This window comes from Azospirillum largimobile (assembly GCF_977007025.2).
This window is the reverse complement of the sequence record NZ_CDRMUA020000001.1, coordinates 412496-438054: the sequence shown is the minus strand read 5'-3', so window position 1 is coordinate 438054 and position 25559 is coordinate 412496. Positions and strand designations below refer to the sequence as shown.

31 protein-coding genes are annotated in these 25559 nt (G+C 66.9%); 8 read left to right on the top strand and 23 right to left on the bottom strand.

Annotated features, from left to right (window positions below; translation table 11 throughout):
• Window positions 1-98: 98 nt before the first annotated feature.
• Window positions 99-1301: a multidrug effflux MFS transporter gene (locus ACWPKK_RS02095; RefSeq protein ID WP_324871649.1), complete on the top strand. Its 1203-nt coding sequence runs from the start codon at window positions 99-101 to the stop codon at window positions 1299-1301.
• Here ACWPKK_RS02095 and ACWPKK_RS02090 read toward each other — a convergent pair.
• The gene (locus tag ACWPKK_RS02090; RefSeq protein WP_452000715.1) at window positions 1267-1839 is read right to left on the bottom strand and encodes an MgtC/SapB family protein; all 573 of its coding nucleotides are present in this window, start codon (window positions 1837-1839) and stop codon (window positions 1267-1269) included. The genes ACWPKK_RS02095 and ACWPKK_RS02090 overlap by 35 nt on opposite strands.
• Before the next feature lie 438 nt (window positions 1840-2277).
• Between ACWPKK_RS02090 and ACWPKK_RS02085 the strand changes: the two genes are divergently transcribed.
• Entirely contained in the window at window positions 2278-3414 is a 1137-nt protein-coding gene (locus tag ACWPKK_RS02085; protein ID WP_324871651.1) for a type III PLP-dependent enzyme, read from the top strand.
• Between the two features lie 214 nt (window positions 3415-3628).
• Here the strand turns inward: ACWPKK_RS02085 and ACWPKK_RS02080 are convergent, their stop codons facing one another.
• Window positions 3629-3841, bottom strand: coding sequence for a DUF1127 domain-containing protein (locus ACWPKK_RS02080; protein WP_324871652.1), 213 nt, complete (start codon window positions 3839-3841; stop codon window positions 3629-3631).
• 313 nt (window positions 3842-4154) lie between these two features.
• On the opposite strand from ACWPKK_RS02080, the gene ACWPKK_RS02075 reads away from it, so the two are divergent.
• Entirely contained in the window at window positions 4155-4868 is a 714-nt protein-coding gene (locus ACWPKK_RS02075; RefSeq protein WP_452000713.1) for an HAD family hydrolase, read from the top strand.
• A gap of 12 nt (window positions 4869-4880) precedes the next feature.
• Complete coding sequence (locus ACWPKK_RS02070; RefSeq protein WP_324871654.1) at window positions 4881-5231, top strand: cupin domain-containing protein; 351 nt, start codon at window positions 4881-4883, stop codon at window positions 5229-5231.
• A 34-nt stretch (window positions 5232-5265) separates the two neighbouring features.
• On the opposite strand, the gene ACWPKK_RS02065 is transcribed toward ACWPKK_RS02070, so the two are convergent.
• The 3 genes from ACWPKK_RS02065 to ACWPKK_RS02055 form a co-directional block, all read right to left on the bottom strand.
• Window positions 5266-5499 (bottom strand): hypothetical protein, encoded by a 234-nt coding sequence (locus ACWPKK_RS02065; protein WP_310114868.1) that lies wholly within the window; start codon window positions 5497-5499, stop codon window positions 5266-5268.
• Window positions 5500-5618: 119 nt separating this feature from the next.
• Complete coding sequence (locus ACWPKK_RS02060) at window positions 5619-7121, bottom strand: tripartite tricarboxylate transporter permease (protein WP_452000710.1); 1503 nt, start codon at window positions 7119-7121, stop codon at window positions 5619-5621.
• On the bottom strand, window positions 7118-7594 hold the full coding sequence (locus ACWPKK_RS02055; protein WP_324871656.1) for a tripartite tricarboxylate transporter TctB family protein: 477 nt from the start codon (window positions 7592-7594) through the stop codon (window positions 7118-7120). Before ACWPKK_RS02055 ends, ACWPKK_RS02060 begins: the two co-directional genes overlap by 4 nt.
• Window positions 7595-8041: 447 nt before the next feature.
• On the opposite strand from ACWPKK_RS02055, the gene ACWPKK_RS02050 reads away from it, so the two are divergent.
• Window positions 8042-9022, top strand: a complete 981-nt coding sequence (locus ACWPKK_RS02050) for a tripartite tricarboxylate transporter substrate binding protein (protein ID WP_452004696.1) — start codon at window positions 8042-8044, stop codon at window positions 9020-9022.
• Between the two features lie 41 nt (window positions 9023-9063).
• On the opposite strand, the gene queC is transcribed toward ACWPKK_RS02050, so the two are convergent.
• The 6 genes from queC to ACWPKK_RS02020 all read right to left on the bottom strand — a co-directional run bounded on the left by queC (window position 9064) and on the right by ACWPKK_RS02020 (window position 16376).
• Window positions 9064-9804, bottom strand: a complete 741-nt coding sequence (gene queC, locus ACWPKK_RS02045; protein WP_452000709.1) for a 7-cyano-7-deazaguanine synthase QueC — start codon at window positions 9802-9804, stop codon at window positions 9064-9066.
• A 100-nt stretch (window positions 9805-9904) separates the two neighbouring features.
• A complete protein-coding gene (locus tag ACWPKK_RS02040; protein WP_452000707.1) occupies window positions 9905-11806 on the bottom strand; it encodes a PAS domain S-box protein in 1902 nt (633 codons plus the stop codon).
• Window positions 11807-11967: 161 nt separating this feature from the next.
• Window positions 11968-12783, bottom strand: coding sequence for an alpha/beta fold hydrolase (locus tag ACWPKK_RS02035; RefSeq protein ID WP_452000705.1), 816 nt, complete (start codon window positions 12781-12783; stop codon window positions 11968-11970).
• Window positions 12784-12793: 10 nt separating this feature from the next.
• Window positions 12794-14119: an O-acetylhomoserine aminocarboxypropyltransferase gene (locus ACWPKK_RS02030; RefSeq protein ID WP_452000703.1), complete on the bottom strand. Its 1326-nt coding sequence runs from the start codon at window positions 14117-14119 to the stop codon at window positions 12794-12796.
• A 183-nt stretch (window positions 14120-14302) separates the two neighbouring features.
• Entirely contained in the window at window positions 14303-15454 is a 1152-nt protein-coding gene (locus tag ACWPKK_RS02025) for a carboxylate-amine ligase (protein ID WP_452000702.1), read from the bottom strand.
• Between the two features lie 19 nt (window positions 15455-15473).
• Window positions 15474-16376, bottom strand: a complete 903-nt coding sequence (locus ACWPKK_RS02020; protein ID WP_452000700.1) for an N-formylglutamate amidohydrolase — start codon at window positions 16374-16376, stop codon at window positions 15474-15476.
• A 119-nt stretch (window positions 16377-16495) separates the two neighbouring features.
• Here ACWPKK_RS02020 and ACWPKK_RS02015 point away from each other — a divergent pair, with 119 nt between their 5' ends.
• The 3 genes from ACWPKK_RS02015 to ACWPKK_RS02005 all read left to right on the top strand — a co-directional run bounded on the left by ACWPKK_RS02015 (window position 16496) and on the right by ACWPKK_RS02005 (window position 19185).
• Window positions 16496-17197: a hypothetical protein gene (locus ACWPKK_RS02015; RefSeq protein ID WP_452000698.1), complete on the top strand. Its 702-nt coding sequence runs from the start codon at window positions 16496-16498 to the stop codon at window positions 17195-17197.
• A 127-nt stretch (window positions 17198-17324) separates the two neighbouring features.
• The gene (locus tag ACWPKK_RS02010) at window positions 17325-18242 is read left to right on the top strand and encodes a DMT family transporter (RefSeq protein ID WP_452000696.1); all 918 of its coding nucleotides are present in this window, start codon (window positions 17325-17327) and stop codon (window positions 18240-18242) included.
• 163 nt (window positions 18243-18405) lie between these two features.
• The gene (locus ACWPKK_RS02005) at window positions 18406-19185 is read left to right on the top strand and encodes a FadR/GntR family transcriptional regulator (RefSeq protein ID WP_324871666.1); all 780 of its coding nucleotides are present in this window, start codon (window positions 18406-18408) and stop codon (window positions 19183-19185) included.
• 110 nt (window positions 19186-19295) lie between these two features.
• Here the strand turns inward: ACWPKK_RS02005 and ACWPKK_RS02000 are convergent, their stop codons facing one another.
• The 12 genes from ACWPKK_RS02000 to rplN form a co-directional block, all read right to left on the bottom strand.
• The gene (locus ACWPKK_RS02000) at window positions 19296-19943 is read right to left on the bottom strand and encodes an adenylate kinase (protein ID WP_452000694.1); all 648 of its coding nucleotides are present in this window, start codon (window positions 19941-19943) and stop codon (window positions 19296-19298) included.
• Window positions 19943-21283, bottom strand: coding sequence for a preprotein translocase subunit SecY (gene secY, locus ACWPKK_RS01995; protein WP_452000693.1), 1341 nt, complete (start codon window positions 21281-21283; stop codon window positions 19943-19945). Before secY ends, ACWPKK_RS02000 begins: the two co-directional genes overlap by 1 nt.
• 123 nt (window positions 21284-21406) lie before the next feature.
• On the bottom strand, window positions 21407-21892 hold the full coding sequence (gene rplO, locus ACWPKK_RS01990; RefSeq protein WP_324871668.1) for a 50S ribosomal protein L15: 486 nt from the start codon (window positions 21890-21892) through the stop codon (window positions 21407-21409).
• 4 nt (window positions 21893-21896) lie between these two features.
• Window positions 21897-22088, bottom strand: coding sequence for a 50S ribosomal protein L30 (gene rpmD / locus ACWPKK_RS01985; RefSeq protein ID WP_014246903.1), 192 nt, complete (start codon window positions 22086-22088; stop codon window positions 21897-21899).
• A gap of 2 nt (window positions 22089-22090) precedes the next feature.
• Window positions 22091-22660 (bottom strand): 30S ribosomal protein S5, encoded by a 570-nt coding sequence (rpsE, locus tag ACWPKK_RS01980; protein WP_014246902.1) that lies wholly within the window; start codon window positions 22658-22660, stop codon window positions 22091-22093.
• Between the two features lie 12 nt (window positions 22661-22672).
• Window positions 22673-23035 (bottom strand): 50S ribosomal protein L18, encoded by a 363-nt coding sequence (rplR, locus tag ACWPKK_RS01975; RefSeq protein ID WP_014246901.1) that lies wholly within the window; start codon window positions 23033-23035, stop codon window positions 22673-22675.
• A gap of 5 nt (window positions 23036-23040) precedes the next feature.
• A complete protein-coding gene (gene rplF / locus ACWPKK_RS01970; RefSeq protein ID WP_324871669.1) occupies window positions 23041-23574 on the bottom strand; it encodes a 50S ribosomal protein L6 in 534 nt (177 codons plus the stop codon).
• Window positions 23575-23587: 13 nt separating this feature from the next.
• A complete protein-coding gene (gene rpsH / locus ACWPKK_RS01965; RefSeq protein WP_042694090.1) occupies window positions 23588-23986 on the bottom strand; it encodes a 30S ribosomal protein S8 in 399 nt (132 codons plus the stop codon).
• A gap of 13 nt (window positions 23987-23999) precedes the next feature.
• Window positions 24000-24305: a 30S ribosomal protein S14 gene (gene rpsN, locus ACWPKK_RS01960; RefSeq protein ID WP_149197556.1), complete on the bottom strand. Its 306-nt coding sequence runs from the start codon at window positions 24303-24305 to the stop codon at window positions 24000-24002.
• A 15-nt stretch (window positions 24306-24320) separates the two neighbouring features.
• Window positions 24321-24863, bottom strand: a complete 543-nt coding sequence (rplE, locus tag ACWPKK_RS01955) for a 50S ribosomal protein L5 (RefSeq protein ID WP_014246897.1) — start codon at window positions 24861-24863, stop codon at window positions 24321-24323.
• Between the two features lie 10 nt (window positions 24864-24873).
• Window positions 24874-25191 carry a 50S ribosomal protein L24 gene (gene rplX, locus ACWPKK_RS01950; RefSeq protein ID WP_014246896.1) on the bottom strand — a complete coding sequence of 106 codons (318 nt, stop codon included), beginning with the start codon at window positions 25189-25191 and terminating at the stop codon, window positions 24874-24876.
• Window positions 25191-25559: a 50S ribosomal protein L14 gene (gene rplN, locus ACWPKK_RS01945; protein ID WP_012973215.1), complete on the bottom strand. Its 369-nt coding sequence runs from the start codon at window positions 25557-25559 to the stop codon at window positions 25191-25193. The genes rplX and rplN overlap by 1 nt, the downstream gene beginning before the upstream one ends.

The window sequence follows — 25559 nt, the reverse complement described above, 5'->3', positions numbered from 1 at the left end:
GCGGCTCCGCCGGGCCGTCATCGACACTGGCGGAGATGGTTTCGTCTGATACAGTGCGGCCCCGCCCTCGCTTCCCCCGCCGCAGTGCTCGCCATACCATGCCCCGTCCAGATTCCCTGCCGATCCGTGTCCTGTTGACCGCCCTGGTCGCCTTCGGCCCGCTGTCCACCGACCTCTACCTGCCGTCGCTGCCGACGCTGGTCCGGGTGTTCGACACCGATGTCGTCACGGTGCAGATGACGCTGTCGATCTTCCTGATCGGCTTCGCGGTGTCGCAGTTGGTCTATGGCCCGATGTCCGACCGGTTCGGCCGGCGCCCCACCCTGCTGGTCGGGGTGGCGATCTATCTGGCGGCCAGCGCGGTCTGCGCCATGACCACCAGCATCGAGGGGCTGATCGCCGCCCGCTTCTTCCAGGCGCTGGGGGCCTGCTGCGGGCCGGTGGTGGCAAGGGCGGTGGTGCGCGACGTCTTCGGCCGCGACCGGGCGGCGACGGTGCTGGCCTACATGTCGATGGCGATGGCGCTGGCCCCGGCGGTGGGGCCGATGCTGGGAGGCGTGCTGACGGAGTGGTTCGGCTGGCGCGCGAACTTCGTTCTGCTGACCGTCTTCGCTTGCGGCATCCTGGCGGCGGTGTGGTCGATGCTGGGCGAGACCAACGCCCACCGCGACGAGGAGGCGCTGAGGCCCAGCCGTCTCGCCGCCAACTATCTGCTTCTGCTGCGCAACCGCGGCTTCGTCGGCTATGTGCTGGTGGTCGCCTTCTCCTACAGCGGCATTTTCTCCTTCATCTCCGGCTCGTCCTTCGTGCTGATCGACCGGCTGCACCTGACCCCGGCGCAGTATGGCGCCAGCTTCGGCGCGGTGGTGCTGGGCTATATGCTGGGCACCTTCCTGGCCGGTCGGCTGACGCCGCGGCTGGGCGGCGCCCGCATGATCCGCATCGGAACGCTCCTGTCGCTGGGCGGCGGGGTCGTGGGCGGTCTGCTGGCGCTGGCCGGGGTCCTGCACCTGCTGGCCATCGTCGTGCCGGTCTTCCTGTTCATCCTGGGCACCGGGCTGACCCTGCCGAACGCCACCGCGAACGCGGTCGGCCCCTACGCCACCATGGCCGGGCTCGCCTCCTCCCTGCTGGGCTTCGCGCAGATGACCATCGCCGCCGCCGTCGGTATCCTCGTCGGCCATATGAACGACGGCAGCGCCCTGCCGATGATGGGAGCCATCGGGCTGGTGGGGCTGGGCGCGCTGCTGGCGCACCGGCTGCTGGTCATCCCCGCGACGCAGGGCGGGCGATCCGCCTGACCCGGCCCGGCGGACGGGTGGCGCGGCGGCGCTCCCGCGCCTTGCGGTCGTCGTCGGCCCTGCGGCCCTCGTCATCCTCCCTGCCGAACTCCGGGAAGCGGTCCATCAGGATGGTGAACAGGATCGTCACCATCAGGGACAGGGCCAGCGCCATCCCCGCCAGCAGGTAGTAGCCGGCACCGCAGGCGATGCCCAGCCCGCCCGCCACCCAGATCACCGCCGCGGTGGTCGCCCCGCGCACGCTGTCGCCGGAGCGGAACATGACGCCGGCGCTGATGAAGCCGACCGCCTGGGCCACGCCCTGGATGACGCGCACCGGGTCGCTCGGCCGCTCGTCGCCGCTGGCATGCAGCCCGACATAGAACTCCAGCGCCACCAGAGTCGTCAGGGCGCAGCTGATGGATATCAGCGTATGCGTGCGCAACCCGGCCGCCTTGCCGCGCATTTCCCGGTCAAGTCCAAGCAGCGCCCCGCAAAAGGCTGCAGCCAGCAGCCGCAACCCGATCTCCTCCACCGTCAGAACCGTAGTCAAGCCCATGAAATCACTCCGGTTTTTTGACCCCTCAAACGGTCTGCCACTTTTTTGGGGCACGCGGCATTTTTCACTTTGCAATCGATCGCGTTGGATCTATGTAACGCGAACTCGCAAGCGCACGTGCCGCTGGCCCGCCCCTCGGCGTCTCCGAGATGTGGTTATGCAACGACGTAACGCGTGATCCCCGACCGTCCCTTAAACAAGGCGGCGACTTGGAGGTTACGATGGTTGATGTTGTTGTGGGTGGGCGCGTGCTCACCCGTCTCCGAAATCTGCCGCTCCTGGACCATACGGACAGAACAGGGTTCTGTACGGGGCAATCCAGTATTGGCGGCCTGAGCGCCTGATCAGCTTTTTGAGTTGCTGATCGGCCCGCCCGGCCGCTCCCTCCCCCCGACTTCACCCTTTCCGTTCCATCATCTTGCGTCCCAGGAGACTGAGATGACCCAGAAGATTGCGCGCTTTTTCGAAGAGCAGCGCCCGCAGACCCCTTGCCTCGTCATCGACCTGGACGTGGTCGAGCAGAACTACAACGATCTGCACGACGCCCTGCCCGACGCCCGCATCTTCTATGCGGTGAAGGCGAACCCGGCCGCGGAAATCCTCAGCCTGCTGGCCCGTCTAGGCTCCGCCTTCGACTGCGCCTCGGTCCCGGAAATCCAGATGGCGCTGGCCGCCGGCGCCACCCCGGAGCGCATCTCCTTCGGCAACACCATCAAGAAGGAAGGCGACATCCGCCGCGCCTATGAGCTGGGTGTCCGCCTGTTCGCCTTCGACAGCGAGCCGGAACTGGAGAAGATCGAGCGCGCCGCCCCCGGCGCCCGCGTCTTCTGCCGCATCCTGACCTCGGGCGAGGGCGCCGAATGGCCGCTGTCGCGCAAGTTCGGCTGCGACCTGACGATGGCGCGCGAGCTGCTGCTGAAGGCCCGCGACATGGACGTGCAGCCCTATGGCGTGTCCTTCCATGTCGGTTCGCAGCAGAAGGACCTGATGCAGTGGGACCACGCCATCTTCCAGGTGGCGCAGCTGTTCCGCGAGCTTGAGGTGCTGGGCGTCGACCTCGGCATGATCAACCTGGGCGGCGGCTTCCCCACCCGCTACCGCACCGACGTGCCGGAATGCACCGCCTACGGTCAGGCGATCTTCGACTCGCTGCGCAATCACTTCGGCAACCATCTGCCGGAAACCATCGTGGAGCCCGGCCGCGGCATGGTCGGCAGCGCCGGCATCATCGAGAGCGAAGTGGTCCTGGTGTCGCGCAAGTCGGCCGAGGATACCAAGCGCTGGGTCTATCTGGACATCGGCAAGTTCGGCGGTCTGGCCGAGACGATGGACGAGGCGATCCAGTACCCGATCGAGGTGCTGGGCGATGAGCCGGAAGACGACCGCGAGGCGGTGATCCTGGCCGGCCCGACCTGCGACAGCGCCGACGTGCTGTACGAGCGTGCCGACTACAAGATGCCGATGGGTCTGAAGGCCGGCGACCGCGTGCGCATCCATGCCACCGGCGCCTACACCACGACCTACTCGGCCGTCTGCTTCAACGGCTTCGCGCCGCTGCAGCACTACTGCATCTGAGGAGGGGGCGGGGCGGCGCCCTGCCCTTCCCGAAGTTGTTCCAAGAAAAAGCCCGCCTGCCGGATCGATCCGGCGGCGGGCTTTTCTTTTCGGGTCGACTATTTTTTGAGCAGCCCATCTTCTGGGCAGCCAGGGCATCCGACAAAGAAAAAGGCCGCTTCCGATCAACGGAAGCGGCCTTTTCCGGTGCGTTCGCCGGCCGGCGTGCAGGCGCTCATTCGCGCCAGAACGGCTTCGACATCTCGCGCTCGGCATCCAGGCGGCTGAAGCCGATGTCCTGGAGCATACGGTCGTCCAGATAGCCCAGTTCGCGGCGGGTCACGACGCGCTGGCGCCACAGGCCCAGCAGGTTCGAGGCGACCTCGACGATATGACCGAAGGTGGTGGTGGCGTGGCCGGTCTCGGCCGAATGCAGAAGGGTTGCCATGATGGAGATTCCTGAGATGTCTTGTTATGGAGGGTCCGCCGGTCGGCGATCACGTCCTCCTTGTGTGGAAATATAATTACGCTCCTTTCAGCCATGTTGCCACCCCCGGCGGCAACATGCCCGCTTTGCAGGCAGCGAAGAACTCGCCATGGAATGTCACCGATCTGTGGCAAAATCGTCATTCCGGATACTTACGGTTTGGTGGACGGACAATAATGGACCCCCGCACCTTCCTGCCCTGGACAAGGCAGCCTGACTTGGTCCATGTATTGTTTTACTTACGGATCAATAGAGCGAACCTGCGGACAGTACCATGAGCGGCATCCATACCCCCGGCAGCCAGACCTTCGACACCATCGGGTTCGATGGCGACGACACGCTGTGGCACAACGAATCGCTCTTCTCGATGACGCAGGACCGTTTCCGCGCCCTGCTGGCCCATGCCGCCGACCCGACCGACCTCGACCGCCGCCTGCTGGAGGCGGAACGGGCCAACCTCCGGGTCTATGGCTACGGCATCAAGGGCTTCGTCCTGTCGATGATCGAGACGGCGATCGCGGTCACCGACGGCAACGTCGCCGCCCGCGACCTGCAGAGCCTGATCGACTTCGGCAAGGCGATGCTGGACCATCCGGTGGAACTGCTGCCCGGCGTGGCGGAGGTGGTGGAGGCGCTGGCGTCCCGCCATCGGCTGGTCCTGATCACCAAGGGCGACCTGTTCGACCAGGAAAGCAAGATCGCCCGCTCCGGCCTGTCCGAGCTGTTCCATGCGGTGGAGATCGTCAGCGAGAAGGACCCGGCGACCTACCGGCGGGTGATGGACCGCCACGGCATCGACCCGGCGCGCTTCCTGATGGTCGGCAACTCGGTGCGCTCGGATATCCTGCCGGTGTTGGCGACCGGCGCCCATGCCGTCCACATCCCCTACGCCATCACCTGGGCCCATGAAGAGGCCGAGGTGCCCGACGACCATTACCGCCGCCTCGACTCGGTCCGCGAACTGCCGGCACTGTTGGCGGCCTGGTGAGGAGCCCTATCGATGACCTTGCTTCCCCTGCCCGACCTGGACGGCATCACCCCCGAAACCGGCGGCCCGGCCGCAGACCGCGTGCTGTCCGGCGCACCCGTCTTCACGACTTGGAACGGTTACGAGTCGGCGGACGGCAAGCGGTTCGCCGGATGCTGGCGGTCGACTCCGGGTTCCTGGCGCATCGTCTATGACGAGTGGGAATATTGCGAGATCCTGGAGGGCGAAAGCGTCGTCGCCCATGACGATGGCCGGTCCTGGACCCTGAAGGCTGGAGACCGTTTCGTCATCGAGCCGGGATTCCAAGGCAGCTGGACCGTGGTTGCGGCCACGACCAAGCGCTATGTGGTGGTCCTGCCCTGAACGGCCGCTCAACTGGCCCACTCAGCCGCCCCGTTCAACCAGTGAGTTCGACCGAGTTCTGGGCGGCGCCGTGGCTGATGATGGTGACAGCCTTGCGCCCGATCTCCACCGCCAGCACGCCGAGCACGAGGACGGAGGCGACCAGCATCAGGCGGGCGACGTCACGGGTCAGCGCGCGTTTACGGGCATTGGCCCGGCGATGCTCGCGGATCACCGCGCGCATGGCGCCACCGGTCAGCCGACGTCCGAACCAGGCATTGGCGGCCATGATGCGCTCCCATCATCCCCAACAAGTATAAGCGCATTTATATAAAATTTTATCTTGTTCGGCAAGAACCGAATCCCATGGCATGACGCCTAGGGACTCGGTTGCGGGTAAGGCCAGCCCTATTCCTTGAAGGCCACCTCGCGCTGGCGGCGGAAGGCCGGCAGCAGGATGAGGGCCAGCAATCCGACGGCCACCGCCATCAGGCCGGCGCTGATCGGGCGGGTGACGAAGACGGTCAGGTCGCCCTGGGACAACAGCATGGCGCGGCTGAGGTTCTCCTCCAGCAGGGGGCCGAGGACGAAGCCGAGCAGCAGCGGCGCCGGATCGCACTCCAGCTTCTTCAGCACATAGCCGAACACGCCGAAGCCGGCCATCAGCAGCACGTCGAACACGTCGTTCTTCAGGCTGTAGGTGCCGATGCAGCAGAATACCAGGATGGCCGGGAACAGATAGGCATAGGGCACGCGCAGAAGCCGCACCCAGAGCCCGATCAGCGGCAGGTTCAGCACCACCAGCATGACGTTGCCGACCAGCATGCTGGCGATCATGCCCCAGAACAGGTCCGGCTGCTTGGTCATGATCTGCGGTCCCGGCGTGATGCCGTGGATCATCATGGCGCCGACCATCAGCGCCATCACCGCGTTGGACGGGATGCCGAGGCTCAGCATCGGGATGAAGCTGGCCTGGGCACCGGCATTGTTCGCGGCCTCCGGCCCGGCGACTCCCTGGATGGCCCCCTTGCCGAAGGCGGAGGGATCGCGCGCCACCTTCTTTTCCAGCGCGTAGGAGGAAAAGGCGCTGAGCGTCGCCCCGCCACCCGGCAGGATTCCCAGCAAGGCGCCCAGCGCCGTGCCGCGCACCGCCGCCGGCCAGGCATCCTTTAAGTCCCGCAGCGACGGCCACAGCCGGTGGACCGGTGACGGATCTATACCGCGCCCTTCCGTCTCCTCCAGGTTGATGATGATGTCGGCAAGGCCGAACAGCCCCATCGCCAGCGGCACGAAGTCCAGTCCGTCATAGAGTTGCGGAATGTCGAAGGTGAAGCGCATCTGGCCGGAATTGACGTCGGTCCCGACCATCGACAGCAGCAGCCCGACCAGGATCATCGCCACCGCCTTCACCACCGACCCATGGGCCAGGGTAACCGCGCCGATCAGGCCGACCAGCATCAGCGCCACATATTCCGAAGGACCGAAGGCCAGAGCCATCCCGGCCAGCGGCGGACCGGCCAGCGCGATGACCAGGGTGGTGACGCAGCCCGCGAACAGCGACGACAGCGCCGCGGTCGCCAGCGCGACGCCGCCGCGACCCTGCCGCGCCATGGCGTTGCCGTCCAGGCAGGTCATGACGGAGGAGGATTCGCCGGGCAGCTTCACCAGGATGGCCGTGGTCGATCCGCCATACTGGGCGCCATAGAAGATGCCGGCCAGCATGATCAGCGCCCCCACCGGCGGCAGGTAGAAGGTGATCGGCAACAGCAGGGCCACCGTCGCCGTCGGCCCCAGTCCGGGCAGCACGCCGATCAGCGTGCCGATCAGGGCGCCGAGGAAGCAATAGACCAGGTTCATCGGCTCGACCGACACACCCAGCCCGAGCCAGAGATTGGCGAGGACGTCCATCATGGCCAGATCTGGAGCGGCAGGCCCAGTCCCCAGGAAAAGATGGCGATGCAGCTGGTGGCCAGCGTGGCCCACAGGGCCGTGAAGGGGCCGGGGCGCAGCGGCCGCCCGGCCAATCCGCCGATGCCGATCAGCGCCAGGATGGCGAGCACCAGACCCAGCCTGTCGAGCAGAGCCGCGAAGGCGATCACGGCGACGGTGATGGCGACCGACGGCCTCCACGCCCAGGCCAGGGTCGCCGGTCCTTCCGCCGTCAGTCCGCGCACGAGGGTCGCCAGCCCCGCCGCCAGCAGGAGATAGCAGACGAGCCGCGGGAAGAACCCGGCCTGCATCATGGCCAGCGATCCCGCCTCCCAGCCGCGCGCCAGCCAGAGCCCGCCGAGGGCGAGGGCGCTGAGCAGCAGTCCGGCCGCGAGATCCTGGGGCGATCTCAGCCGGGATGCGGCCGATCGGGGCGATCTCAGGGTATGTGTCATTGGATGGATGTGTCCGCTCTCTCAGCCATGCGATGGCGGAAGGCCCGGGCGCCACACCCGCTTCATCGGGCAATGCAGCCTGCGCCCTCAGCCATGCGATGGCGGAAGGCCCGGGCGCCACACCCGCTTCATCGGGCAATGCAGCCTGCGCCCCTCAGGATATCGCCCAAAACCGCCGAGTCGGCCGCCGGCGCTATCTCCGCCGGTTGTATTATTACCGGCGACAATCTCTCCGTCGAGCGCGTTCTCGTCGGCCTTCACGGTTATGGAGGGAATATTGCAGGAAAGTTCAAGGCATTTTGCGCCGGATTTGCGACATATTACCCGTTATGGTACATTCTGACTTTCTTCATACACGCATGATGAACGGGCACCTCCGGCGCATCCGGGAGCGGAGCCCGAAGGATCGGACGACGAACGATGACAGCAGCGACTTTCCTCCTGCGCATGGCCGGCTGCCGTGCCGCGTCTTTCCCGGTTGCGGCGCTTGCGATCCTGATGCTGTTGCTCGCGGGCTCCCCCGCCGCGGTGCAGGCCGCCTATCCGGAGAAGCCGATCACCATGGTCGTCGCCTATGGCGCCGGCGGCTCCACCGACGTCACGGCGCGGATGCCGGCGCCCTATATCGAGCGCTATCTGGGCGGCGGGCGCATCGTCGTCCTGAACCGGCCGGGGGCCGGCGGCGAGATCGGCTTCGCCGCCATCGCCGATGCGGCGCCGGACGGTTACACGATTGGCTTCATCAACACGCCCAACCTGATCACCATCCCGATCGAACGGCAGGCGCGCTATGGGCTGGACCGGCTGGACCCGCTGGTGAACATCGTCGACGATCCGGGCGTGATGACCGTCCGTGCCGACAGTCCGCTCCGGTCGGTCGCCGACGTGGTGGAATTCGCGAAGGGGAATCCGGGCGCACTCACCGTCGGCTCCACCGGCATCGGCTCCGACGACCATCTCGCCATGCTGTTGCTGGAACGGCAGGCCGGGGTGAAGCTGACCCATGTGCCGTTCGCCGGCAGCGCCGAGAACTACCGCGCGATGCTGGGCTCCCACACCAGGATCTGCGACCAGAATCTGGGCGAGGGGCTGCGCGGGCTCGCCGGCGGCGATCCCGTGCGCATGCTGGGTGTGATGAGCCGGGCGCGTTGGGACATGGCGCCGGACCTGCCGACCTTCTGCGAACAGGGCTATGCCATCGACATGGTGTCCATGCGCGGCATCGGTGCCCCGAAGGGTCTGCCGCCGGACATCCGCCGCACCCTGATCGAGGCGATCACCAAGGCGGCGATGGACCCGGAGTTCCAGGCCAAGGCACGCGAGACCTTCCAGCCGCTCCGCATCGTCGGCCCAGAGGCCTTCGCCGCCGAGCTGAAGCAGTTGGACGGCGAGTTCCGCAGCTTGTGGACCGAAATGCCTTGGAAGTAATGCCTAAGGAATAACGGCCGCTTGCGAAACGACCTTATCCGTTACGATGCCGTTCCGGTGCCGTAACGGATTGGGTCGCTCAATCCGGCTTCGGCAAAGCCCTTCAGCCGCAACAGACAGCTGTCGCAGGCACCGCAGGACAGCCCCTCCGGCGTCGGATCGTAGCAGGAGTGGGTGAGGCTGTAGTCCACCCCAAGCTCCAACCCGCGGCGGACGATCGCGGCCTTGTCCAGCGTCATCAGCGGCGCATGGATCTTGAAGCGGCTCGTCCCCTCCACCCCGGCCTTGGTCGCGAGGTTGGCCAGGGTTTCGAAGGCCGCGATGTATTCCGGGCGGCAGTCGGGATAGCCGGAATAATCCAGCGCGTTGACGCCGATGAACAGGTCGGACGCTCCCAGCGTTTCCGCCCAGGCCAGCGCGAAGGACAGGAAGACGGTGTTGCGCGCCGGCACATAGGTGACGGGAATGCCCTGCCCCAGATCGGCCTCCAGGTCTGCGGCGCTGCCGTGCTTGGGCACGTCGATGCTGTCGGTCAGGGCGGAGCCGCCGAAGGCGCGCAGATCGATGTCGGCGATCACATGCCGCTCCACCCCCATCGCCGCGACCACGCGCCGTGCCGCCTCCAGCTCCACCGAATGGCGCTGTCCGTAGCGGAAGCTGAGGGCATTGACGCGATAGCCCTCGGCCTTGGCAATGGCGAGCACCGTGGTCGAATCGAGTCCGCCGCTGACCAGCACCACGGCGTCCTTCGGCACACCCATCGTCTTGTCCGGACCCGCCATCGCACATCCACCTCTGCAAAGCCGCCCGCCATCGCGGGCAAGGATGGCGACAGCTTTTGGCACATCCCGGCGCATCGGGCCAGACCGGGTGTCACGGCGATCACATCATGATCGCCAGCATTTCCTCGATGGTCATGACGCGCGAAGGCGGCAGGCGGACGGTTGCGGTGCAGCCCCGACCGGGTGCGCTGTCCAGCGTCAAGGTGCCGCCATGCGCCTCCACCAGACGCAAGGCGAGCGGCAGGCCGAGACCCATCCCCTCGTACCGGCGGGTGGCGGTCTGGTCGACCTGAGCGAAGGGGGTCAGGGCGGTCGCGATGTCCTCCGCCTGCATGCCGATGCCATGGTCGCGCACCGCCAGCTCCACCCATCCATCCGCGGCAGGCGCCATGGTCAGGGTGACCTTGCCTTGCGGGTGGCTGAACTTGATCGCGTTGGACAGCAGGTTGCCCAGCGCCTGGCGCAGACGACGCCGATCGCCCCGTATCGGCGGCAGATCGCCGTCGGCAGCCACCTCCACCGTCACGCCCTGGCGGGCGGCCTGAAACTCCAGGTCGGCAACCAGTTGGGCGGCGAGCGCCGACAGGTCGACCGGCTCATCAGCCAGCGACAGCCCGCCGGCCTCGACCCGCGCCATGTCGAGAATGTCGTCGATGATGGACAGCAGCTGTTCGCCGGCCTGTTTGATGGCGACGACGCAATCGCGATGTTGTCCCCAGCCACCCTCCAGCTGGGCGTCCGTCCGCGCTTCCAGCAGTTGGGAGAAGCCGATCACCGCATTCAGCGGGGTGCGCAGCTCATGATTCATGGTGGCGATGAAGGTCGATTTGGCGCGGTCGGCCGCCTCGGCCGCCTCCTTGGCGGCCAGCAGCTCGGCTTCCGCCCGGCGCCGTTCGGTCACGTCGCGCAGGATGGCGGTATAGATCCGCCGTCCCTCCACTTCGCTGGCGCTGACCGACAGTTCCACCGGAAACCGCGTTCCGTCGGCGCGCTCCGCCTCGGCAACACGGTCGCGGCCGACCAGGGCCGTTGTCTGTCTCGGCGCGAATTCCAGCCGGACGCCGCCCTCCTCCCTCAGATGGGCCAGCGGGATAAGCCGGTCGAGCGGACGCCAAAGGAGGTCCCCGGCCGGAACACCGAACATCGCCTCCGCCGCGCGGTTGAAGCCGAGCAGGATGCCGGCCTCGTCGACGGTGAGGATGGCTTCGGCGACCGTGTCGAGGATGGCCTCGTTGCGCGCCTCCGACAGGCGCAGGGCGTTGGCGGTGTGCAGGTATTCGCTGACATCGGTGATGGTGGCGATGGTGCCGCCATCCTCCATCGGGATGCGCTGGCACAGCACCCTGCGGTCGGAGCCCTCCCCCTGCGGATCGTGGAAGCGGAAATCGGTCGGCTGCGGCTCCCGGCCCGGTTCGCTCCGCCACTCCGCGGAAACCCGCGCCCGGTCGTCGGGATGGACGGCGCCAAGCCAGCCGTCGCCGAGCAGCCGGTCGGACTCCAACCCGGTGATGGCGGAAAGGCGGGCATTGGCGAACAGCACCTGACCGGCCGCGTCGGCCTGAAGGATGCCGACCGGCACCGATTCAGCCAGAGTGCGATAGCGCGCCTCGCTGGCGCGCAGCCGCTCCGACAGGGCGATGGCGTCGCTGACATCACGGACGGTCAGGACCAGCCCACCGATTTCCGGATCAGCCAGTTCGTTGCGAACGGTCACCTCCAGCCAGTGCCAGCCGCCATCGGCATGGCGGAAGCGGAGGATCGAGCGGCCGCTGCTGCCTGCCGGGGCGGCGGCCCGGATCCGAAGCCGCTGCTGCGCCTCCCACAGATCCTCGGGGTGGATGTGCAGGTCCAGAGCGGCGCCGGCAAGCGCCTGGGGAGGATGACCCAGCACGTCGGCCGCCGCTTGGCCGATCTGGAGAACGCGTCCGTCCATCGACAGCACCGCGACCGCCCCGTCCGATATGCGGCACGGGGCGTCAACCGACCGTTCGCCTGCCTGCAAGATGGCACCTCCGAACCGGCAATGATAGGTTGGGCCGGATTGCCGCCCCTTACGCTTCGGGACGGCAATCCGATCCTGCCGGTCAGAGTAGGCAGTCGACCATTAACGTGTGATGTCAGAAAAAATCGGGTTCGACCCTGATGGTTTCGCCGCTGAAACCATCACCCCCGCCGCAAGGACAGGAAAGAGGTCAGCGCGTCCAACACGGCGTCCGGCGCTTCGGTCATCACCATATGCCCGGTCTGGGGCAGGACGACGACCTGCGAAGACTTCACGCGCGCGGCCAGCGTGCGCCCTGCTTTGGCCGGAGTCATCTTGTCCAGCGCTCCCAACAGGAACAGGGCGGGACAGGCGACCGACGCCGCAGCATCCGCCCCCTGCCCGTATTCGTTGCAGGCCGCGAGATCGACCCCCAACATCCCCGGCCGGACCGACGCCATCAGCCGGCGACCGCCGGGGATCAGCGCGAGGCCCGGCGTCGGGCAGCTGCCGCCCTGGGCGCCGCCATGGCCGCGCGGCCCATGGCCCCAGCCGATCACCATCTCGATGGCGGATTGTTCGCCGGCATGGGCGGCGGCCAGCAGGTCCGGATGCACCGGCATGCGTTCCGCCACGCCCAGCAGCGCAACCGCCTCCACCCGTCCGCCGTGGCGGGCGGCTGCGTCGAGCGCCACCAGCGCCCCCATGGAATGGCCGATCAGCGCCGCCCGCTCCAGCCCGGCGGCATCCAGCAGGGCGATCACCCAGTCTGCGATGGCGGCGATGCTGCCCAGCGGTTCCCCGCCGGAGCGGCCATGGCCCGGCAGATCGACCGCCAGCACCGAACGGCCATGGTGGGCGAGATAGCGGCTTTGCAGGCTCCACACGCTGTGGTCCATGCCGGCGCCGTGGATCAGCACGATTGCGGGACGGGCGGGATCGATCTCCCGGCCGCCGGTGTGGACGAAGACGGGGGTTCCGTTGACGGTCAACTGCATGGCGCGGCCCTCAGCCCTTGATGGCGGCGCGCAGCGCCTGCTTCAGGTCGTCGATCAGGTCTTCACAATCCTCCAGCCCGATGGACAGGCGGATCATGTCCTCCCCCACCCCGGCGGCGGCGAGCGCCTCCGCATCCAACTGGGCGTGGGTGGTGCTGGCGGGATGGATGACCAGCGACTTGGCGTCGCCGACATTGGCGAGGTGCGAGAACAGCGTCAGCGACTCGATGAATCGGCGCCCGGCCTCGCGGCTGCCGCCCTCCCCGCTGCCGCGGATGCCGAAGGAGATGATGGATCCGGCACCATGCGGCAGCAGCCGGGATGCAAGCGCATGGTCGGGATGGTCCACCAGCTCCGGATAGGAGACCCAGGCGACGGCGCCCTTCGCGGCATTCAGCTCCCCTTCCAGGAAGCAGACGACCTTGCGGGCGTTGTGGATGTGGCACTTCATCCGCAGAGGCAGCGTTTCCACGCCCTGCAGGATCTGGAAGGCGTTCATCGGGCTCATGCAGGCGCCGAAATCGCGCAGTCCCTCGGCACGGGCGCGGGCAATGAAGGCCGCCGGGCCGTATTCCTCGGCGAAATCAATGCCGTGATAGCCGGCATAGGGCTCGGTCAGGGTCGGGAACTTGCCCGAAGCCTCCCAGTCGAACCGGCCGCCGTCGATCACCACGCCACCGATGGCGGTGCCGTGCCCGCTCAGCCACTTGGTGCAGGAATGCATGACGATGTCGGCGCCATGCTCGAACGGACGGCAGAGATAGGGGGTGGTGAAGGTCGAATCGATCATCAGCGGGATGCCGGCCTCGTGCGCGATGGCCGCGACCTTCGGAACGTCCAGCACCTCCAGCCCCGGATTGCCCAGCACCTCGCCGAAGACCAGCCGGGTTTCCGGACGGATCGCCGCGCGGATGCCGTCGAGGTCGCGCGGATGGACGAAGGTGGTGGTGATGCCGAATCGCGGCAGCGTGTAGGCCAGCAGGTTGCGGCTGCCGCCATAGATGGAGGAGGAGGCGACGATGTGCCCGCCCGCCCCCATCAGCGTCATGATCGCCAGGGTCATGGCGGCCTGCCCGCTGGCGGTGCAGACGGCGCCCACCCCGCCTTCCAGCGTCGCCAAGCGCTCTTCCAGCACCGCGACGGTGGGGTTGGAGATGCGCGAATAGATGTGGCCCGGCCGTTCCAGGTTGAACAGGGCCGCCGCCTGATCGACGTCGCTGAAGACGTAGGAGGAAGTCAGGTGGATCGGAACCGCCCGCGCCCCGGTCGCCGGATCGGGCCGCTGCCCTGCATGAAGACTCTGCGTATCGAACTTCAGGAACTTGGCGCCGGCCATGCTCCTCCCTCCCCTTGGATTGGAAAGAGGGCCGCCAACGGTTGAGCGGCCCTCTCTGCTTGTCAGCTTATTATTTGCCAGCCCTGTTCAACCCGCATTCCAGCGGCATCGACGGTGCGGAAGCGTATGGAGACATGACGCGCGCGTCAAGGTGGTTGGGAGGGGCAACGCGTGGGGAAGGATTCAAGCGGCCTGCCCGTCGGCCGCCACCCCCACCATCGTCTCCTCCACCAGCCAGTCCACCACCCGGCGCAGCGCCTCGTCCTCGCCGGCGCCGTCGGCGAGCGCCGCCTGGAAGATCGCGATCTGGCGATGGGCGCTGGTGCCGCGCTTGACGATCTCGCGCGCCCGCTCGACCTCGGCGGTGCAGCCGAAATGTTCGGCATCCTCGCGGGTCAGCTCGATGATCTCGTCCAGCAGGTCGGCATAGGGAACGATGCGGCCCTGGCCGAAATCGACCAGACCGCTGTCCAGGCCATAGCGCTGGGCCCGCCAGCGGTTCTCCTCGATCAGCAGGTTCTTGTAGGGCCGCCAGGTGACGTTGCGCAGCTTCAGCCGCCACAGCATGCGCAGCAGGCAGCGGTAGAGCGCCGCCACCGTGACCGCATCGTCCAGCCGGGTGCAGATGTCGGTGATCCGCATCTCCAGCGTGGGGAAGCGCGAGGACGGCCGGATGTCCCACCACAGCTTGCTGGCATCCTCGATCACGCCGGCATTCACCAGGACCGCGACGTGGCTCTGATACTCGCCGTAGCTCTGGAAACCGTCGGGCATGCCGGTGCGCGGCAGCTCGTGCCACACGCTGAGCCGGTAGGAGCGGCGCTCCATGTCGCGCCCGCGCCAGAAGGGCGAGGAGGTCGACAGCGCCAGCAGATGCGGCAGGAAGTAGCGGACCTGGTTCATCAGGTCGATGCGCAGGTCGTCGTCCTCGATCCCGATATGGACATGCATGCCGCAGATCATCAGCCGCCGGGCCGGCGCACCCAGATCCCGCGCCAGCATGTTGTAGCGGTCGCGGTTGGTGTGCTTCTGCGGCTCCCACGCGGCGAAGGGATGGGTGGAGGCGGCGATCGGCGCCAGCCCATAGCGGTCGGCGACCCCGGCCACCGTGGCGCGCAAGGCCGCCAGTTCGGCCCGCGCCTCGGCCAGCGTCTTGCAGACCGGCGTGCCGACCTCGATCTGGCAGCGCAGGAATTCCGGATGGATGCGGCCCGGCGCCTGTTCCTGACAGGCCTCCAGCATCTCGTCCGGCGGGCTCTGCACGATGTCGCGCGTTCCGCGGTCCACCAGCAGATATTCTTCTTCCAGGCCCATGGTGAAGGACGGTTCGGTCACGGCGGCTTCCATCTCGTGTTCAGGCCCGCGGATAATGGTGGATGGTGGCCAGCGACGGCAGGGACAGCAGCGGCTCCAGCGCGTCGCCGATCACCTGCGCCCACAGATCGGCCCCCTCCGGCGTCGCGATCAGATCCTGCCGCACCTCCAGCAGGACGTTGGGATAGCCGGCGGGCGTCGCGTGGGTCTCCACCGTGCCGCCCAGGGTGCCGCGGCCGGAATAGGGCTGGTTGTCGCCGACGCACCAGCGTCCATCGGCCGTCAGCGCCTCGATCAGCGGAACCGGCAGGCGCGGGTCGTTGTCCCACAGCACGCCGATGTGCCAGGGCCGCGCCACCCCGCGCATGGCGGGGGTGAAGCTGTGGACCGACACCACCACCGGCACCTGCCCGCGCCCGCGGATGGCCGACAGCGCCGCGGCCACCGCCGCATGGTAGGGGTGGAACAGCGCCTCGACCCGCCGGGCCTGCTCGTCGGCGTCCAGCGCGCGGTTGCCGGGGATCACCACGTCGTCGCTGACCACCGGGATCGCGGTCGGATCCTCCAGCGCCCGGTTCGGATCGATCACCAGCCGGGAAAAGCCCGACAGCACCGCCGTGGCGCCGAACCTCGCGGCCAGCCGCCGCGTCACCTCCGCCGCGCCGATGTCGTAGGCGATGTGGCGGCAGAGCTGCTCCTCCGGCAGGCCGAGGTCGCCCAGCGCCCTGGGGATCGCACGGGATGCATGATCGCAAACCAGCAGCAGCGGCTCGCCCGCATCCGGATTCAGCGTGGTCGCCGGTGGCGGATCATCGGGACCCAGCAGCGGTGCAGCGAGTCGCGGGGCGGGCGCAGGCGCGGTGACCGGCTGCCGGTGTTCGGGCGGCCCGTCATGGGATTGGCCGGCTGAGTGCGGGGAGTCTTGCGGGGTCGAGGCAACCATACGCCACACTAACGCAACCGCCACGCCGGGCGGAAGCGCGGCCGATGGTGGTAGCCCGATCGGCAAGCTGTTACGCTGCCCTTCCCTTTCCGCGCGAACCCACCCGGAAGACATCCCGCATGCTTCGCCTGCTCTCCCTCTGCCTTGCCGTGATGGCGCTGCTCAGCGCCTGCGGTCCCGTCTATGAGACCCAGTACAGCCTGATCCCGCCCAGTTCGGCGGAGGGGCGGCTGTGCGTCAACCAGTGCCAGCAGAACCGCAATTTCTGCCGCCAGAACTGCGGACTGAACCAGCAGGCCTGCGTGAACGAGGCACGGTCGCGCGCACTCTATGAATACCAGGCCTATGTCAACCGGCAGCAGGCGGAAAAGAAGCCGATCAAGAAGTCGGTCAGCGACTTCGACCGCTCCTACTCCTGCGGCAACAGCAGCTGCGAGGCGCGGTGCGAGGCGGACTATCGCGACTGTTTCGGCGGCAGCTGCGGCGGTCAGGTGATCGCCCGGACGGTCTGCACCGCCTTCTGCGACCAGGAGAAGCCCGCGCCGGTTCCCGCGGCCGCGCCGAGGCTGAGCCCGATGCCGCCGGGCGCCGCCCAGTCTCCGATCCAATCCCCGGCGGCTTCCGCCAACACCGGCGGCTACCCGGCCGGCGCCTCGCTGTGCCAGCCCGGCATGCGGGTGGAGGTGGAATGGAAGGGCGAGTGGTATCCCGCGACGGTGAAGGACAAGCCGCGCAAGGACGGCCGCTGCCCGATCCACTATGACGATTTCGGATCGGAAGACGACGAGTCGGTGTCGCTGCGCCGCATCCGCCCGCGCTGACGCATCGGGCCACCACAACAGGTCCATACACCAGCCCAACACCGTAAAGGGGAAACCGGGACGCGCACGGCAGCCATGACGCGCGTCCTGCTGGCCCGCCCAATCATCGGCGGATATAAGCGATCCCATGCCAGACGCCAGTGCCATCCCGCTCGACCATGCATCCCGGACGCAACGCGTCGCCCTGATCGCCCTTCTGCTGGGTGCCCTCGGCATCGCCTTCGCCCCCATCTTCGTCCGCCTGTCGGATGTCGGGCCGGTCGCCACCGGCTTCTGGCGCATGGCGCTGGCAACCCCGGTGCTGGCGCTGTGGATGGTCGGCGAGTCGCGACAGCCTACCGGCCGAGCCAGCCGGCGCCCCTCATCGCTCGCCGATTACGGCCGACTGTCCCTGGCCGGCCTCTGCTTTGCCGGCGACCTTGCGGTCTGGCACACCTCCATCCGCTACACCTCCGTCGCCAACGCCACGCTGCTGGCCAACTTCGCGCCGCTTTTCGTCGCGCCGGCCGCCTGGTTCCTGTTCAAGGAGCGCATCACCGGACGCTTCGTTCTGGGCATGTTGCTGGCGCTTGGCGGAGCGGTCGTGCTGATGGGGCAGAGCTTCCAGCTGAGCGCCGATCATCTGTTCGGCGACGCGCTGGGTCTGCTGACCGCCGTCTTCTACGCCGGCTACATCCTATCGGTCGGGCATCTGCGCGCCGAGTTCTCCACCGCCACCATCATGACCTGGAGCGGCGTCATCACCGCGGCCGTGCTGCTCCCGCTGGGCCTCTATGACGGCGAGGCGATGCTGCCGGCGACCGCCGCCGGATGGCTGGTGCTGGCCGGGCTGGCGCTGTTCAGCCATGCCGGCGGGCAGAGCCTTATCGCCTACGCGCTGGCCCATCTCCCGGCCTCCTTCTCGTCCGTCAGCCTGCTGCTGCAGCCGGCCGCCGCCGCGATCCTCGCCTGGATCCTGCTGAACGAACCGCTGGGAACGCTGCAGGCGGTGGGTGCCGCCGTGATCCTGATGGGCATCCTGATGGCCCGGCGCGGCAGCCGCTGACATCAGGCAGGGCTATCCGGTCGGAGAACCGGCCAGCCATGTCTTTTCATCCCGCGGGCAAGGCGCCGCAGGCGGCCTGTCGACCATTGACCCGGCCCGCCCGGACCGCTACCGGTATTACCAACTGCCAATGAACCGCTTTCCGACCGAAGGGAAACCACCCGTGCCCGGCACCGACGACAGCGCTCACGTCCCCTCCTCCTCGCAGCGCATTTCGGAGTGGGTGGCTCAACAGCTTCTCGACCGCATCGCGCGCGGCGAGCTGGTGCCGGGGGAGCGTCTGCCGGGCGAACGCCAGCTCGCCGAACAGCTGCATGTCAGCCGCGTCTCGGTCCGGGCGGCCCTGCAGAAGCTGAAGACACAGGGATTCCTGACCGCCGTCCAGGGCGGCGGCACCCGCGTGGTGTCATCGGCCGGGGTGATGGACGGCGCATTGACCACCATGGTGCGCAGCACCCACCAGAACCTGTGCGACCTCGTCGAAATCCGCATGGCGCTGGAAAGCTGGGCAGCCCGCCGCGCCGCCGAACGGGCGACCCAGGAACAGATCGACACGATCGGCCGCATCCTGCAGGCGATGAGCGAGACCAACCGGGATGGCGGCCGCGCCGCCGACGATATGGACTTCCACGTCGCCGTCGCCCAGGCGTCCGGCAGCCCGGTCTATCTGCACCTGCTCTCCACCATCCGCGACATCCTCGGCAACATGGTCGAGATGAAGCACACCGAGCCCTTCATGGAGAACCACGAGGCGCTGATGATCGAGCATCACCGCGCCATCCACCAGGCCATCGCCCGCCGCGACCCCGATGCCGCGGCCAATGCCGTCACCGCCCATCTCGGCTGGATCCTGGCCCGCTACCGCACCATGACCGAGGAGCCGGCGACCCCGGCGGCGACACAGGGCGATGCCCCGCCCTCCCCCGGCACTCCCGCCGCCTGACGACGCCGCCCCGCCGACCGGTACCAAAGGCCGCCCAGTACCAAAGAACGACGAAGGCCGCAGCCTCCCACCGGAGACTGCGGCCTTCGTCGTTCGACCAGACGCGACCCTCAGCTTGCGAGGATCGCCTCGATCTCTTTCGTCACCTCATCGATGTCGGCCATGCCGTCCACCGCCTTCAACACGCCGCATCCCTGGTAGTAGGGCAGGATCGGCGCGGTCTGCTGGTGGTACTGGGCAAGACGGGTCGTCACCGTCTCCGCATTGTCGTCGGCGCGCCGCTTGAATTCGGTGCCGCCGCAGGCATCGCAGACGCCCTCGACCTTCGGCTTCTCGAAGCTGTCGTGATAGCCCTTGCCGCACTTGGCGCAGGTGTAGCGGCCGGTGATGCGCTCCACCAGGACATCGTCGACGACCCGCATCTCGATCACATGATCGAGCTTCAGGCCCTTCTCCTCCAGCATCTTGTCCAGCGCCTCGGCCTGGGCCACGGTGCGCGGGAAGCCGTCGAGAATGAAGCCGTTCTTGACGTCGGGCTTGGAAATGCGTTCGGCGATCATGCTGACCATCAGCTCGTCCGGCATCAGCTTGCCGGCGGCCATGATCTCCTTCGCCTGCTGCCCGAGCGGCCCACCTTCCGCCACCATGGCGCGGAGCATGTCGCCCGTGGACAACTGCACCAAGCCACGCGTGTCTTCCAGACGGCGCGCCTGGGTCCCCTTCCCGGCGCCCGGCGGACCGAGCAGTATGAGGTTCATTACTTTCTCCCCCGAAGCTTCGATTTCTTGATCAATCCCTCATACTGGTGAGCCAGCATGTGGGAATGAATCTGCGCAACCGTGTCCATCGTGACGGTGACCACGATCAGCAGGCTGGTGCCGCCAAAATAAAACGGAACCGAGTGCTGGGATATCAGGATTTCAGGGAGGAGACAAACCGCCACAAGGTAGGCGGAGCCGATGACCGTCAGCCGGGACAGCACGTAGTCGATGTGATCGGCGGTGTTCTTGCCGGGACGAATGCCGGGGATGAAGCCGCCATACTTCCGCAGATTCTCGGCCGTCTCCGCCGGATTGAAGACGATGGCCGTGTAGAAGAAGCAGAAGAACACGATCAGCGAGGCGTAGAGCAGCATGTACAGCGGCGTGCCATGCGCCAGATAGCGCGACACCGCCTGCAGCCACTCGGGCCCCTCGCCGCCGGCGAAACCCACCGCGGTCAGCGGCAGCAACAGCAGCGACGACGCGAAGATCGGCGGGATGACGCCGGCCGTGTTCATCTTCAGCGGCAGGTGCGACGCTTCGCCGCCGAACACCCGGTTGCCGACCTGGCGCTTGGGGTACTGCACCAGCAGGCGGCGCTGGGCGCGCTCCATGAAGACGATGAAGAACACCACGCCGACCGACATGACCAGCATCAGGATGATGAACAGGGTGGACAAGGCACCCTGGCGGCCGAGTTCCAGCGTATTGACCAGCGCGCGCGGCAACTCCGCGACGATGCCGGCGAAGATGATCAGCGAGATGCCGTTGCCGATGCCACGGGCGGTGATCTGCTCGCCCAGCCACATCAGGAACATGGTGCCGCCGACCAGCGTGATGACCGTGGCGATGCGGAAGAACAGACCCGGATCGATGACCGCCGCCCCGCTGGAGCTGCGCATCGCCTCAAGGCCGACCGCGAGGCCATAGGCCTGCACCGTGGCGAGCGCCACCGTGCCGAATCGGGTGTACTGGTTCAGCTTCTTGCGCCCGGCCTCGCCTTCCTTCTTCATGGCCTCCATCTGCGGCGACACGGCGGTCAGCAACTGCACGATGATGGACGCCGAGATGTACGGCATGATGTTGAGCGCGAAGATGGTCATGCGGCTGAGCGCGCCGCCGGCCAGCATGTCGAACATGCCGAGGATGCCGCCGCCCTGCTGCTTGAAGACGTCGCTGAGAATCGTCGGGTCAATGCCCGGCAGCGGGATATAGGTGCCCAGCCGGTAGACGATCAGGGCCGCCAAGGTGAACCAAATCCGCTTTTTCAGCTCGGTCGCCTTGGAGAAAGCCCCGAAATTGATGTTGGCGGCAAGCTGCTCGGCCGCTGATGCCATGGTCCAATCCCTGTCCCGTAAGCGCGAACGGGGCGGCACTGCATGACGCAGGCCGCCCCTCGCGACTTCGCTTTTTGTAGTGCCACGAAAGCCCGTGCGCAAGCACGGGCTTCACGCGGAACCTTACTCGGCGGCTTCGGCGGCGGGCGCGGTCAGCGTGACGCTGCCACCCACCTTTTCGACGGCCTCGATCGCCGACTTGGACGCGCCGGCGACCGTGAAGGAAACCTTCGTGGTCAGCTCGCCCTTGCCCAGCAGACGGACACCGTCCTTCTTCACCTTGCCGGTGACGCCGGCAGCGTTGAGCGCCGCGGCATCGATGGTCTCGGAAGCATTCAGCTTGCCCAGGTCGATGGCCTTCTGGACCATGCCCAGGTTAACCACCGAATATTCCTTGGCGAAGATGTTCCGGAAACCGCGCTTCGGCAGGCGGCGGTGCAGAGGCATCTGCCCGCCTTCGAAGCCGTTGATCGCCACGCCGGTGCGCGAGGTCTGACCCTTCACGCCGCGGCCAGCGGTCTTGCCCTTGCCGGAACCGATACCGCGGCCGACGCGCATGCGCGCCTTGCGGGCACCGGCGTTGTCACGCAGGTCGTTAAGCTTGGTCATGATCTCAGCCCTCGTTCTCGACGCGGACCAGGTGCGCGACCTTGGCGATCATGCCCCGCACGGCCGGAGTGTCCTCCAGCTCGCGGGTCCGGTGCAGCTTGTTGAGACCCAGACCGACCAGCGTCTCGCGCTGGTCGTGCTTGCGGCCGATCGGGCTGCCGATCTGGGTCACGACGACGGTCTTCTTCTCCGCCATGATCAGGCCTCCTGTCCGGCGCCGGCCTCGCGACGGCCGAGGATGTCGCTCACGCGACGACCGCGACGCGCCGCGACGGAACGCGGGCTGGTGACCTGGGTCAGGGCGTCGAAGGTCGCCTTGATCATGTTGTGCGGGTTCGACGTGCCGATCGACTTGGTCACGACGTCAGCGACGCCGAGAGCCTCGAAGATCGCGCGCATCGGACCACCGGCGATGATGCCGGTACCGGCCGGAGCCGCCCGCAGCACGACCTTGCCGGCACCGAAGTGACCGTTGGTGTCGTGATGCAGCGTACGGCCCTCGCGCAGCGGAACACGGATCATGCCGCGCTTGGCCTGATCGGTCGCCTTGCGGATCGCTTCCGGCACTTCACGGGCCTTGCCCGAGCCGACGCCGACGCGGCCCTTGCCGTCGCCAACGACGACCAGAGCGGCGAAGCCGAAGCGACGACCACCCTTGACCACCTTGGCGACGCGGTTGATACCGACGAGCTTTTCGATCAGCTCGCTTTCTTCCCGCTCGCGCGGCTGCCGGTCGCGGTTATCCCGCTCCCCACGTTCACGTGCCATATCCGGGCCTCCTTAGAACGACAGCCCGCCCTCGCGGGCGGCGTCGGCCAGGGCCTTGACCCGGCCATGGTAAATATACCCACCGCGATCGAAGACGACCTCGGTAATCCCAGCGGCCTTGGCGCGCTCGGCGATCAGCTCGCCGATGCGCTTGGCAGCATCGACGTTGCCGCCGTGCTTGAGCTGCTCGCGCAGCTCCTTCTCCAACGACGAGGCAGACGCGAGCGTCTTGCCGTTTTCGTCGTCGATGATCTGGGCGTAGATGTGCAGATTCGACCGGAAGACCGAGAGGCGAACGCGCCCGCCGGCCTTCTTGGCAATCTGCGCGCGCACGCGCTGCTTGCGGCGCTCGTGGAGTTGCTTTGGCTTCAGCATGGCGGTTACTTCTTCTTACCTTCCTTGCGCAGGACGGTTTCGGTATCGTACTTGATGCCCTTGCCCTTGTAGGGCTCCGGCTTCTTCCAGCCGCGGATCTCGGCAGCCACCTGGCCGACCTTGTGCTTGTCGTAGCCGCTGACCGAGATGGCCGTCGGCTTGTCGCACTTGATCGTGATGCCTTCCGGGATCGGGTACTTCACGTCGTGCGAGAAGCCGAGCTGCATGACCAGCTCCTTGCCCTGCACGGCCGCGCGGTAACCGACGCCATTGATCTCGAGGTTGATCGTGTAGCCCTGGCTGACACCGGTGACCATGTTGTTGATCAGGGTGCGCGAGGTCGCCCACATGACGCGGGCGCGCTTGCTGTCGTTTGCCGGCTTCACCACCACCTTGCCGTCTTCCAGCGAGGCGGTGATGTCGTCGATCAGGGTCAGGCTGAGTTGCCCCAGCTTGCCCTTGGCCGTCACCTGCTGACCGTCGACCTTCACGTCGACGCCAGCCGGGACCGGCACGGGATGCTTGCCAATGCGCGACATCTGCCAATCCCCCTTAGAACACGCGGCAGAGGACTTCACCGCCGACGTTGGCGGCGCGGGCCTCATTGTCCGACATCACGCCACGCGGGGTCGAAAGGATCGACAGACCGAGCCCGTTGTAGACACGGGGCAGGTCGGCGATCTTCGAGTAGACGCGACGGCCGGGCTTCGACACACGGGCGATCTGCTTAATGACAGGCTCGCCTTCGTGGTACTTCAGCTCGATCTTCAGGTTCTTGACGCCCGGACGCAGTTCTTCCTCGGACCAGCCGCGGATGAAGCCTTCACGCTTCAGAACTTCCAGGACGTTGACGCGCAGCTTCGACGCCGGGGAAACCACAACGGACATGCGGGCGTGCTGACCGTTGCGGATGCGGGTCAGCATATCGCCGAGCGGATCGCTCAAAGACATTCTCGGACCCTCCTTACCAGCTCGACTTCGTCATGCCCGGAATCTGGCCGGTCGAGGCCAGTTCGCGGAGCGTGACGCGGGACAGCTTGAACTTGCGATAGAACGCGCGCGGACGCCCGGTCATTTCGCAGCGGTTCCGGACGCGCACCTTCGAGGAGTTGCGCGGCAGTTCGGCCAGCTTGAGGCGGGCAGCGAATTGCTCTTCCGGCGGGAGGGTCTTGTCGTTCGCGATTGCCTTCAGGCGCGCACGCTTGTTCGCGTACTGCTTGGCCAGCTTGGCGCGACGCTTGTTCTTTTCGATGGCACTGGTCTTAGCCATGGTCGTGCTCCAGCCTCAGCTCACGAACGGCATGTCGAAGCCCTTCAGGAGAGCCTTGGCTTCCTGGTCGGTCTTCGCCGTAGTGACGATGATGATGTCCATGCCGCGGATCTGATCGATCTTGTCGTAATCGATCTCCGGGAAAATGATCTGTTCCTTGACGCCCATGGCGTAGTTGCCACGGCCGTCAAAGCTGTCACCCGGGATACCGCGGAAGTCACGGACGCGCGGCAACGCAATCGTCACCAGGCGATCCAGGAACTCGTACATGCGGTCGCGACGGAGCGTGACCTTGCAGCCGATCGCCATGCCTTCGCGCAGCTTGAACTGAGCGATCGACTTGCGCGACTTGGTCACCACCGGCTTCTGACCGGTGATGGCGGCCATCTCGGCCACGGCGAGCTGGATCTTCTTGGAGTCGGCGACAGCCTCGCCGACACCCATGTTGACCACGATCTTCTCGATCCGCGGAACTTCCAGGTCGTTCTTGTAGCCGAATTCCGACTTCAGAGCGGCGCGGATCTTGGAGTCGTAAACTTCTTTCAGACGTGCGGTCATGCCCGGGCCCTCACAGGTCAATGACTTCGCCGGACCGCTTGGCGACACGCACCTTGCGGCCATCCTCAAGGATCTTGAAACCGACGCGGGTCGGCTTGCCATCCTTGGGGTCGACGTGAGCGAGGTTGGAGACGTTGATCGGCGCCTCCATCTCGATGATGCCACCCTGCGAGCGGGCGCTGGCACGCTGGTGCTTCTTCACCACGTTCACGCCCTGCACAACGGCACGGTTCTCCTTCGGGAAAACCTTCAACACCTCGCCGGTCTTGCCCTTGTCACGGCCGGTCAGGACAACGACCTTGTCCTTGGTCTTGATCTTGGCGGCCATTACAGCACCTCCGGCGCCAGCGAGATGATCTTCATGAACTTCTTGCCGCGAAGCTCACGAGTGACCGGCCCGAAAATACGGGTGCCGATCGGCTCGCCCTGCTTGTTGATCAGCACGGCGGCGTTCCGGTCGAAACGGATCGCCGACCCGTCCTCCCGACGCAGTTCCTTCGCGGTGCGGACGATGACGGCGCGATGCACGTCGCCCTTCTTGACGCGGCCCTTCGGAATGGCCTCCTTGACCGAGACGACGATGACGTCGCCCACGGTCGCGACCTTCCGCTTGGACCCGCCAAGCACCTTGATGCACTGCACCCGGCGCGCCCCGCTGTTATCGGCGACTTCCAGGTTGGTTTGCATCTGGATCAT